Source organism: Gammaproteobacteria bacterium (assembly GCA_016765075.1).
Taxonomy (GTDB): Bacteria; Pseudomonadota; Gammaproteobacteria.
This window is the reverse complement of the sequence record JAESQP010000138.1, coordinates 1-11,719: the sequence shown is the minus strand read 5'-3', so window position 1 is coordinate 11,719 and position 11,719 is coordinate 1. Positions and strand designations below refer to the sequence as shown.

Below are 11,719 nucleotides of genomic sequence, written 5' to 3'. Positions count from 1 at the left end.
TGTCGATTGTGGTTATAGTACTGTCGGCATGACGTAAATCAAGACCCACTCTTATTGTTTCTGGATAAAATAGAGACTCTCTAAATAATAAAACCCACTAAACTGAAAGGCGCTTGCGTATGTCACATAAACACGCCATGTATTTATTATTTTTTATTGTTCTGGCCGTCGTCGCTGGCGTTATCAGCGGCTGGATTTTCGGGCCTGCGATGCTATCTGTCGCCTGGATCGGCACCGTCTTTCTTAATCTGTTAAAGATGATGATCGTGCCATTGATTATGGCCGCAGTCATCAGCGGTATCGGCAGTCTTGGTGATATTCGCAAGCTCGGCACCATTGGCGGCACGACCTTACTGTTTTATGCCAGCACCACTGCTATCGCCGTATTCATCGGCATGGTTATGGTTAATCTCATACAGCCCGGCGTCGGTATCGATGCCAGCGCTGCCACCATACCCGACAGAGTCATTGGCAAAGAAGATACCGGCATCAGCGATATCATGCTAATGATGATTCAACCCAACCTCATTGAATCTGCGGCCAATACCCAATTATTACCCATTATTTTCTTTTCCATACTCTTTGCTGCAGCATTAACGACCTTAGGTAATAGCGGCAAAATCGTCATCGATTTTTTCCGTGGTGTTAACGATGCCATGATGAAGTTAGTCGTGTGGGTTATGTATCTTGCCCCTATCGGTATTTTTGGCCTGGTTGCCGGGCGATTAGGTAAAGCGGGTGGCGGCGAACAGTTTATGGCAGAAATTACCGCTGTCGGCTTACACGTTGTCACTGTCTTAAGCGGCCTCGCTATTCATTTTGTTGTCTTGTTTATTATTTTACTGGTCTTCACCGGCCGTGGCCGTGCTTATCTCACCGGCATGTTACGCGCCCTACTCACTGCCTTTGGCACCGCAAGCTCCGCCGCCACCTTACCTTTGACCATGGAATGTCTACGCGAAAACGGCATCAGTAAACGTTCTGTGCAATTTGTCGCACCACTTGGAGTCACCGTCAACATGGACGGCACCGCCCTCTACGAGGCCTGTGCTGCCATGTTTATCGCCCAAGCCTATGGCATCGACCTCACCATTGGCCAGCAATTCATCGTCTTTATTACCGCCACACTCGCTGCCATTGGTGCAGCGGGTATTCCTGAAGCAGGCTTGATTACTTTAGTCATTGTGCTGGAAGCCGTCGGCCTGCCGTTAGAAGGCATCGCGCTATTACTTGCAGTCGATTGGTTTTTGGATCGTTTTAGAACTAGCGTGAATGTTTGGGGCGACTCTGTGGGTGCTGCGGTGATAGATAAATTGGTGCCTCCTGAAAAAGAATCGGGCAGTAGTTAACGTTAAATACAAAATCATAGCGATATTGAAAGAACCCTTGGGGCAAAAACTGTTCTGCGAAAGCAAGACTTTTGATTGCTTTTGAGACCAAAAATGACGAATTCAGAAAAAGTCACTGGCCATATCACTTACCTCCAATATACTTCCCAGCTTCGGGAGTAAATGCTATCCCTCTTTTGCTGACAAATTCAAACGGCACTGAAATCGTTTTCATGCCGCCATTTTTCTGCACAACAAAATGAAGGTGTGGGCCGGTTGAATAACCAGAAGAACCCGATCTCGCTAACTTGGCGCCTGTCTGGACTAAATCACCCGGTTTAACCAATGCAGTCCCGCCTAAAATGTGGGCATAAGTCGCGTAGGTTCCATCCTCATGCAACACTTGCACGACATTGGCTTTATCAGCAAAGTATTCTTTCGTGCCACTATAGTAATAATTATCCTTTACATAGATCACGACACCAGCACGAGCGGCGGTGATATAGGTGCCAATAGCCATATCAAGGTCGACTGCATAGAAACTAGGCTCGGCGATATGTGAAAATCGCCCCTTGAAAGATTGTGTGATTTTGTGCTGCGTCTTCGAAGCTGAAGGAACGTGATAAACCGTACCATCGTGTTTTGCGCCAGGATCACCAAGCAGCCAATATAATTGGGCATCTGAGATGCCTACCCCGCTTTTATACGGGGCTTCATATAAGGTCGTTGTCGAGTTTTCTTCAATAACTGCATGAAGACGCCCTTTCTCAAAGAGACGAGATTTCACAACAATTTCAACTGACACATAAAACGGATTAACAATATTTAAGACTTCTCCTTCATTAGTCGTTTCAATAAACAACTTCGGGGCTATGTCTTTCTTCTCGGTAACGTTAATGTTTAGTTTTTCAGACTCAACTGGTGGCTCTTTATCGCCAAATACCCATGCGCCGTTTTCATCCTTATATTTATATATATCTACCGCTAACGTGTAAACAGGCATGAAAAAAATCACTACCAGTAGTATTCTTATATAACTAAACACCCTTCTTATTTTCCATGACTGTCACTCCAATACCGGCAGGGAGAGATCAAATCTCTTACATGATTCCCGCGAGCATACCCTATGTAAACAACCGTCTATTTTAAACGCTGTCTGGGGCCATTTCGACAACAGATATGCGCAAAGCAAGCAACACTTGCAACACAGGTACTGTAATGCATTATTTATAATCTACCGATGCTGATCCTCGAAACGAGGGCTGATATGTAACAATAGGAGGGTTGCCTGCTTTTATACTAAAAAATAATAGCAAAGCATAACTGAAAAATTCCGGACAATTTCTGCAATAATAGAAGTAGTTAAATATTCTCTTCAAACAAGGAAATTTTTGCTGAGTCCTTGAGCGCTTTAATCCACGCCGTATATTCATTATTGCCACGTGTACGTTGCTGTTGGTCTTTTAAGACTTGGCGTTGTTCATTGCTCAAACTGATTGCATCACCGTCTTTAATTGCAGTCATTTTCACCAGCGCATAATCACCGTTGCGCAAATCGATGATACTCGCTTGCTCGGAAGCTTCTGCCACTTTAAATATATTTTTCAAAATAACTCGATTAAGCTGGCTATCATTACGGTTATAGAGCTTTGTTTCTGTCCATGATAGTTCGTTTTCAGCAAGCTGTTCGGTAATATCATTGCCTGAATTGAAATCAGTGAGCAACCTTTCGGCCAGCTCTTGCGCTGCATTATTCGCAGCTTGATCGTTAAGGATACTATTAATTTCGTCGCGCACTAGATCAAGCTGTTTTGGCTTGGGTTCAACACGCTCTTTTAGCCGTAAAACGACAATACGATTGCCATTGATTTGCAGGGCTTCACTATTATTACCTTGTTCAATCTCATTAGAAAAAGCTGCATTACGCACTTGCTGATCACTGGCGATACCAGCACCACGGCCACGCTCAAACAATTCACTGGTTTGAATATCTAAGCCCAGAAGTTCTGCCGCGACTGATAGTGTTTCTGGGTTTTCGTAAGTGGTGTCAACCAGCAATTCAGAACGCTCTATAACAATATCGGCTGCTTTGTCACGTTTTAATTCATTTTCAAGCTGAGACTTCATTTCATCGTAGGTTTTACCACGTTGCTCTTGAATACTGGTCAACTTGATAACATGAAAACCAAAGCTTGATTGCACAAGTTCACTGACTTGGTCTTGTTCTAGCGCAAAGACAGATTTTTCAAAAGCTGGAACCATGACACCTTTGCCAAAGAAGCCAAGATCACCACCATTGCCTGCGGAACCGGCGTCATCTGAATGCTCGATTGCTAATTCAGCAAAATCTTCACCCGCATTAATGCGGTCAAGCAATGCCTGTGCCTTGGCGCGTATTTGTGCTATTGCGGCTGCATCAGCTTCTGAGTCAAATTCCAAGAGGATATGGCGAGCACGACGCTGCTCATCAACAAGAAATTCGGCTTTACGTTCCTGGTATTCAAATTGAACATCTTCTTCTTCGATGTCAATATCTGCTGTGTAATCGCTAGCATCAAGTACAAGATACTCTATGGATACCTGCTCTGCTGTTTGAAATCGATTACCGTTTTCAGCGTAATAACGTTGAATGTCGGCGTCGCTAATTGCTACCGCATCGATAAAACGACTGTGGGCAATAGTGATTACACTAACTTCACGTTGTTGATCACGCAATTTAATAAACGCATCAAGCTCGGTATCGCTGACAACACTGCTCTGTACAATACTACTAACCGCTTGGTCGATTAAGATGGCTCGACGTATACGCTGTTCAAAACCCTCTACCGATTCGCCCTGGATGCGAATTTGATTTTGATAACGCGCACTATCAAAAGTATCGTTGGTTTTAAACGCTTCGAGTGATTGAATGGTTGCGCTAAGCTGTTGATTGCCAATTTGTTGATCTGAGTCGCCGAGCTTAGCAAGTAAAATGTTTTCTTCAATCAAGGCATCTAATGCTTGATATTTAAGTGCGTCTTCGCTAAAAAAGGCAGGATTAAAATTTTCACCCAGTGTCACTTGCAAGCGTGCACGGTTTTGCAAATAGCGTCGCTGCAATTCGTTTTGGGTGATTTTTTCGCCATCAACTTCGGCGACATAAACATTGCTATCGGGCGTTAAATAATCAGCCAAACCCCAAAGGGCAAAAGTAGCGGTAATACCGATAACAATGATCCAGGCGATAACACCTGTTGCACGTTGACGAATAAATTCAAGCATAGGAAGGTTTTATTGTGATGATTACGTGGGTCGAATAGTAACCCAGATCGGGGTCAGAGCCTAGCGTGGAATCCTAAATAGAATGCTGCTTAACAGAAGCATCAAAGGGCACAAGCATCCTTCGCTCGGTACCCCTGAGCTTTGTTCCGTACTCTTTACTGGCGGAGTGGACGGGATTCGAACCCGCGACCCCCTGCGTGACAGGCAGGTATTCTAACCAGCTGAACTACCACTCCTAATACTTCTGGTGGGTGCTGAGGGGATCGAACCCCCGACATTCGCCTTGTAAGGGCGACGCTCTACCATCTGAGCTAAGCACCCGCTGAAAGGAGCGCTATTGTACGGCATCCTTAAATCCCTTGCCAGCCTTAAATGCCGGGGATTTTGAGGCTTTAATTTGGATGGTTGCACCCGTCTGTGGGTTACGACCTTCACGTGCTGCACGGTGCTTAACAGAGAAAGTACCAAAGCCAACCAAGGCAACTTGGTCGCCACTTTTCAATGCACCGGAAATTGCGCTAATTGCGCCCTCAAGCGCACGGCCTGCTGATGCTTTAGAGAGCTCCGCAGATTCAGCAATGGCGTCGATCAATTCTGATTTATTCACTATATATCTCCTCAGTATTTATGTTGGGTGGCATAGGGTAAGCCAAAATTAGCCACTCGGATTTTGTATGAACCACACACCGAGAGAATGAAGCACAATCGGCGTAAAAGGGGGAACCTTTATACCAACTAGCAAAAAGCCCTGTCAAGCAGTGCCTGCTATAAATCAAGGGGCGGCTTGCAAAGAACACAGCAATTCATGACATTATTGGGTCAATGTGCGCGTAGCTGATCGTCTTTATTTTTAACGCCTGCGGCCCTTTTGCTGAGTAATTTTTGCACTTCATCTTCACTGAGCGGCTTTGGCATGTGCTGCAAGGCAACGGCAAAGACCTCATCAATCCATTTAACAGGACGAATGTCGAGTTTCTGCTTAATGTTGTCAGGAATTTCTTCAAGGTCACGTTTGTTCTCTTCCGGGATAAGTACGGTATCGATACCACCACGATGCGCTGCTAGCAATTTTTCTTTAAGGCCACCAATCGGTAGCACTTCCCCACGCAGGGTAATCTCGCCTGTCATCGCCACATTAGAGCGCACAGGAATGCCCGTTAGCGCAGACACCAGCACAGTACACATACCCACGCCTGCACTTGGGCCATCTTTGGGTATAGCGCCTTCAGGCACGTGAATGTGGATATCGTTGTCGCGATAAAACTCTGGGTCAATACCCAGCATGGCAGCTCGACTGCGCACCACTGTCATGGCTGCTTGTGCTGACTCTTGCATGACATCACCGATCTGCCCAGTAATTGATAGCTTACCCTTACCACCGACAACAGCGGCTTCAAGCGTGAGCAAATCGCCACCGACTTCAGTCCAGGCAAGGCCAGTGACCTGGCCAACATGGTCATTGGCTTCAGCAAGACCAAAACGGAAACGTTTGATACCAAGAAATTTCTCAATATTACGCGAGCTAATCTGCACAGTACCTTTATGTTCTCCCAAGGCTGCTTGCTTGACAACCTTACGACATATTTTTGAAATTTCACGCTCAAGGCCACGTACACCTGCTTCACGGGTAAAGTAACGAACGATAGAGCGTATCGCACCTTCTGATATTTTCAGCTCGCCGTCTTTGATACCGTTATTTTTCATTTGCTTAGGCACGAGATAGCGCTGTGCAATCGCCAGTTTTTCATCTTCGGTGTAACCAGACAAACGAATGACTTCCATACGATCGAGCAAGGCAGCAGGAATGGGTGCTAACGAGTTGGCTGTACAAACGAACATCACGTCTGACAGGTCATAATCTACTTCAATGTAGTGATCGTTAAAGGTGTGGTTTTGCTCTGGGTCTAACACTTCAAGTAAGGCCGATGATGGGTCACCACGAAAATCAGTGGCCATTTTGTCAATTTCATCTAGCAGGAATAGTGGGTTCTTAGTTTTCACTTTAGACAGGTTTTGAATAATTTTACCTGGCATAGAACCAATGTAAGTACGACGGTGACCGCGTATCTCCGCCTCATCACGCACACCACCTAAAGCCATACGGGTAAACTTGCGGTTTGTTGCGCGCGCAATGGACTGTCCTAACGAGGTTTTACCTACTCCTGGCGGCCCGACCAAGCACAATACGGGCCCTTTAAGCTTAGACACTCGCTGCTGCACAGCCAAATATTCAAGAATACGTTCTTTGACTTTCTCTAAACCGTAGTGATCTGTGTCAAGTATTTTTTTCGCGGCTTTAATATCTTTGGATATCTTGCTGCGCTTTTTCCATGGAATATTAACCATATAATCGATATAGTTACGCACAACAGTAGACTCTGCTGACATTGGCGACATCATCTTGAGTTTATTCAATTCTGACAGCGCTTTTTCTTTTGCCTCTTTAGGCATGCCTGCTGCATTAATTTTTTCGGCCAGCTCGTCGGTTTCATTTGGCACGTCATCCATGTCACCAAGCTCTTTTTGAATGGCTTTCATTTGCTCGTTCAAAAAATATTCGCGCTGGCTTTTTTCCATTTGTCCTTTGACACGACCACGAATACGTTTTTCGATTTGTAGTAAGTCAATCTCTGACTCCATCAAAGCCATTAAACGTTCAAGTCGTGCACGAACATCCATCATCTCAAGCAAGGATTGTTTTTCTTCAACCTTTAGCGACATATGCGCAGCAATAGTGTCGGCCAAGCGACTTGGCTCTTCGATACCCGCCAGCGATGAAATAATTTCGGGTGGCACTTTATTATTGAGTTTGGTGTATTGCTCAAACTGACTCAGAATTGAGCGCACCAAAACAGAACTTTCACGCTCACCAAGTGCTTCGGCCTCTAATGTGCCCACATTTGCCGCGAAAAAATCTTCGGCATCTTCTTCAAAGGAATGGACTTCTGCACGGTGCTGCCCTTCAACTAGAACCTTCACAGTGCCATCGGGTAACTTGAGCAATTGCAGAATGGTCGAGACAGTACCAATATGGTAGAAATCTTCGAGCTGTGGATCATCAATACTGGCATCTTTTTGCGCAACAAGCAGCACTTGCTTGTCTTTATCCATCGCCGACTCTAGCGCCCTGATCGACTTTTCACGACCGACAAAGAGTGGGATAACCATATGCGGATAGACGACAACGTCTCGTAACGGTAACACCGGAAAGTATTCTGAAGAGGAAATGGCTTCTTTTTTAGAGTCTTCGGTTTTCATAACGCGGGGCTACCAATTCCTGTCGGTAAATGAGTGACACCTAAGTGTAGTGTCTCATACTGCACTAACATTATGGGGCCGCGGACAAATAATCCAAGCTCCCACACGCGCCGCTTATTTCGCTGGCGTGTAGCAACCAGCCACTATCAAGTCTAATCCGCAGACGAATTACTCGCCAGCTTCGCTGGCTCATCATTCTCATAAATCAATAACGGCTCTGATTCACCCGTAATAACCCCATCATCGATAACCACTTTGCCAACATTTTCTAATGAGGGCAGTTCATACATGGTGTCGAGCAATACGTTTTCGAGAATAGAGCGTAAACCACGAGCACCGGTTTTGCGCTCCATTGCTTTGAGCGCTACGGCACGTAAGGCGTCTTCACGGAACTCAAGCTCCGTGCCTTCCATATCAAATAGCTTGATATATTGCTTGGTGATGGCATTCTTTGGCTGGGTAAGAATATCAATCAAAGCCTCTTCATCAAGCTCTTCTAGCGTCGCGATTAGCGGCATACGACCAACGAACTCGGGAATCAAACCATATTTGGTTAAATCTTCTGGCTCAACGGTGTGCAGCAATTCATTAGCAGACTGTTTATCTTCTTTGCTCTTTACTTCCGCAGAAAAGCCGATGCCACCCTTTTCTGAACGATCACGAATAATATTATCAAGCCCAGCAAAGGCGCCACCACAAATAAATAGAATATTCGTTGTATCAACTTGCAAAAACTCTTGCTGTGGATGCTTGCGCCCACCCTGTGGCGGAACAGAGGCAACGGTACCTTCAATTAATTTTAATAACGCTTGCTGCACACCTTCACCCGACACATCACGGGTAATTGAAGGGTTATCTGACTTACGTGAAATTTTATCAATCTCATCAAGATAAACAATGCCAGTTTGAGCTTTTTCTACATCGTAATCACATTTTTGCAGCAATTTTTGAATAATATTTTCAACGTCTTCACCGACATAGCCTGCTTCTGTCAGCGTGGTGGCATCAGCAATGGTAAACGGCACATTAAGCATGCGTGCTAAAGTTTCAGCCAACAAAGTCTTACCGCAACCGGTAGGCCCAATCATTAAAATATTACTTTTTGATAACTCGACGTCGTCTTTTTTGCCAGTGTCATTATTAAGACGCTTGTAATGGTTGTACACTGCCACTGACAACACTTTTTTGGCGCGTCCTTGACCTACTACATATTGATCAAGGATTTCACAAATTTCAGCAGGCGTCGGCAAACGATCATGCTCGGCACCTTCTTTCTCTTCGACTTCCTCGCGAATAATGTCGTTACATAGCTCCACACATTCATCGCATACAAAAACAGACGGGCCTGCTATCAGCTTACGTACTTCGTGCTGACTCTTGCCGCAGAACGAACAATAAAGCAGTTTGTCGTCGTCTTTCTTATTGTCTTTGTCGTCACTCATATCTACATCGCCTCTTGTCGATTGGCGTTATTTCTCAATTGGGTTACTTCTTGGCCGAGCTAATAGCATCGCTTCTATCTTCGATCACTCTATCTACAAGACCATACTCGACGGCCTGAGTTGCACTCATGAAATTATCACGATCAGTATCGCCAGCCACTTTTTTAATTGACTGACCGGTATGTTTAGACAGTATGCCATTCAAACGATCACGCACCATCAAAATCTCTTTGGCATGAATATCAATATCAGACGCCTGCCCCTGAAAACCGCCTAAAGGCTGATGAATCATCATGCGCGAATGTGGTAGGCAATAGCGTTTACCCTTTGCCCCACCAGCAAGCAGCAAGGCGCCCATGCTGGCAGCTTGACCGATGCACAAAGTGCTGACATCCGGCTTGATAAACTGCATAGTGTCATATATTGCCATACCCGAAGTGACTGAGCCACCTGGCGAATTAATATACAAATGAATATCTTTGTCAGGGTTTTCGGACTCGAGGAACAAGAACTGAGCGACCAACAAATTGGCCATGTAGTCTTCAACCTCACCAACCATAAAGATAACGCGCTCTTTGAGTAGACGCGAGTAAATATCATAGGCACGTTCACCACGAGCAGATTGCTCGACAACCATGGGGATATTCATTGACAAATACCCTCCAAATGTTTCAGGCGCCCCCACGCTTTCGCGGGAGCAGACTCTAGGAGTATTGTGTACATTGTGCCATTGATGTCTTTCACTATTCCACCGTTAATGTTCGTTCCATTTGAAGAAGCAATGATCACGCCTAAAACTGTTGCACCTCCACTTATTCTCTTTGTATTCCTTAACTGCGACGACCCATGATCTCGTCAAAATCAGCTTTCTTCGACTTCACGGTAGATTTTTCTACAATTAAATCAATAACTTTGTTTTCCAGCACCAAAGGCTCTATGCCTGCCATCCGCTCTTTATCTGCCAGCATCATCTTCACTGCCGCTTGCGGATCCTCGTAAGTAGCCGTCTCAGCAACAATATATTCTCTTAGCTCCTTTTGCGACACTTTGAGCTTATTCTTGAGCACTATTTCATTTAAAATAACACCCAAACGAACACGCCTATCAGCCTCGTCGCGCAAGCTCTCACGCTCGACTGTAGGCAATTTTCCTTGTCTTGCCGCATTCTCTTTGGCACGCTGCATAATGCTGTCAATTTCAGCCTCAATCATGGTCTTTGGTACAGTAAATTCATTTGCGGTCGCCAAAGAATCAAACACTTGCTGCTTTAACTTACCCCTTACTACGATATCTAGCTCACGTTGCATATTCTCTTTTACGTCTTTTTGTAGCGTCTCGATACTACCGTCTTCAATGCCCATACGTTCGACAAAGTTGGAATCTAACTCAGGGATAACACCCCCTTCAACTTGTTTTACTGTCACAGCAAAATGGGCTTCTTTCCCAGCTAGGGTTTCATCATTGTAATCTTTTGGAAAAACAATCTTGACGTCACACTTTTCACCTGCTTTAGCGCCGATTATTGGCTCTTCAAAACCGGCAAGCATCATACCTGCGCCAAGTCGCAGCGGATAATCTTCTGCTTCACCACCCAAAAACTTCTCACCATCAATGGTGCCAATAAAATCGATAACAACTCGGTCGCCGTCGGCTGCGCCACGATCCACCTGCTGCCAATCTTTACGTTGCTCACGCATGCGATCTATCACATCGTTGATCTGTGCATCACCAAGATCACTGGTCATGGCTTCCAACTCAAAGCCTTCAAACTTGACTTCATCAAGCGATGGATACACCTCAAACACGGCGGTATAGGTTAATTCTTGACCTGGCTCAGCAGACTGATCATCAATACGAGGACGCCCCGCTGGCTTGATGTTTTCTTGAGTCAGGGCTTCAACAAAACTACTTTGAATGACATCGCCAACCACCTCGTCGCGCACGGCAACACCATAATCACGTTGTATAATCTTGAGCGGCGCTTTGCCTTGGCGAAAACCCTTAATACGCGTGCGCTGACCAATTTTGCGCAGACGTTTTAGCACTTCGCTGTCAATTTGCTCAGCGGGAACAGCCACTTTCATCTGGCGCTCCAATCCTTCTGTGGTGGTCATTGAAACTTGCATGCAATCCCCTGTAATCTGTCTAATTGGCAGTCTGTTTGTCTGGCCGGCCAAAGCCAAGCCATTGATATTAATTAATTAATCATAACCACACCACGTAATTAAACGTGGCTAGATAAATGGTGCGAAAGGAGAGACTCGAACTCTCACGGGTTACCCCACTGGAACCTAAATCCAGCGCGTCTGCCAGTTCCGCCACGCTCGCAGTAGCGCAATCTTATAAAGCAAAGCTTGTCCAACGTCGAGGGGCCAATGCGACATCGGTTGGTGCGATTGCAAGGTCGTGACTTGGCGACTTTATTTAGCA

The 11,719-nt window shown here is 45.4% G+C and carries 8 protein-coding genes and 3 tRNA genes; 1 reads left to right on the top strand and 10 read right to left on the bottom strand.

Annotated features, from left to right (window positions below):
- Positions 1–119 precede the first annotated feature (119 nt).
- Entirely contained in the window at positions 120–1,349 is a 1,230-nt protein-coding gene (locus JKY90_08310) for a dicarboxylate/amino acid:cation symporter (GenBank protein MBL4852263.1), read from the top strand.
- 124 nt (positions 1,350–1,473) lie between these two features.
- Here JKY90_08310 and JKY90_08305 read toward each other — a convergent pair whose 3' ends face one another.
- The 10 genes from JKY90_08305 to JKY90_08260 all read right to left on the bottom strand — a co-directional run bounded on the left by JKY90_08305 (position 1,474) and on the right by JKY90_08260 (position 11,617).
- Entirely contained in the window at positions 1,474–2,331 is an 858-nt protein-coding gene (locus JKY90_08305; protein MBL4852262.1) for a M23 family metallopeptidase, read from the bottom strand.
- A 359-nt stretch (positions 2,332–2,690) separates the two neighbouring features.
- Positions 2,691–4,589, bottom strand: a complete 1,899-nt coding sequence (locus JKY90_08300) for a SurA N-terminal domain-containing protein (protein MBL4852261.1) — start codon at positions 4,587–4,589, stop codon at positions 2,691–2,693.
- A gap of 159 nt (positions 4,590–4,748) precedes the next feature.
- Positions 4,749–4,825, bottom strand: a tRNA-Asp gene (locus JKY90_08295).
- Between the two features lie 9 nt (positions 4,826–4,834).
- Positions 4,835–4,910: transfer RNA gene (locus JKY90_08290), tRNA-Val, on the bottom strand.
- A 13-nt stretch (positions 4,911–4,923) separates the two neighbouring features.
- Positions 4,924–5,196, bottom strand: coding sequence for an HU family DNA-binding protein (locus tag JKY90_08285; GenBank protein ID MBL4852260.1), 273 nt, complete (start codon positions 5,194–5,196; stop codon positions 4,924–4,926).
- 212 nt (positions 5,197–5,408) lie between these two features.
- On the bottom strand, positions 5,409–7,847 hold the full coding sequence (gene lon / locus JKY90_08280) for an endopeptidase La (protein ID MBL4852259.1): 2,439 nt from the start codon (positions 7,845–7,847) through the stop codon (positions 5,409–5,411).
- A gap of 152 nt (positions 7,848–7,999) precedes the next feature.
- Positions 8,000–9,289, bottom strand: a complete 1,290-nt coding sequence (clpX, locus tag JKY90_08275) for an ATP-dependent Clp protease ATP-binding subunit ClpX (GenBank protein MBL4852258.1) — start codon at positions 9,287–9,289, stop codon at positions 8,000–8,002.
- Positions 9,290–9,332: 43 nt separating this feature from the next.
- Positions 9,333–9,938 (bottom strand): ATP-dependent Clp endopeptidase proteolytic subunit ClpP, encoded by a 606-nt coding sequence (gene clpP / locus JKY90_08270; protein MBL4852257.1) that lies wholly within the window; start codon positions 9,936–9,938, stop codon positions 9,333–9,335.
- 181 nt (positions 9,939–10,119) lie between these two features.
- Positions 10,120–11,415, bottom strand: coding sequence for a trigger factor (locus JKY90_08265; GenBank protein MBL4852256.1), 1,296 nt, complete (start codon positions 11,413–11,415; stop codon positions 10,120–10,122).
- A gap of 117 nt (positions 11,416–11,532) precedes the next feature.
- Positions 11,533–11,617: transfer RNA gene (locus JKY90_08260), tRNA-Leu, on the bottom strand.
- Positions 11,618–11,719 lie beyond the last annotated feature (102 nt).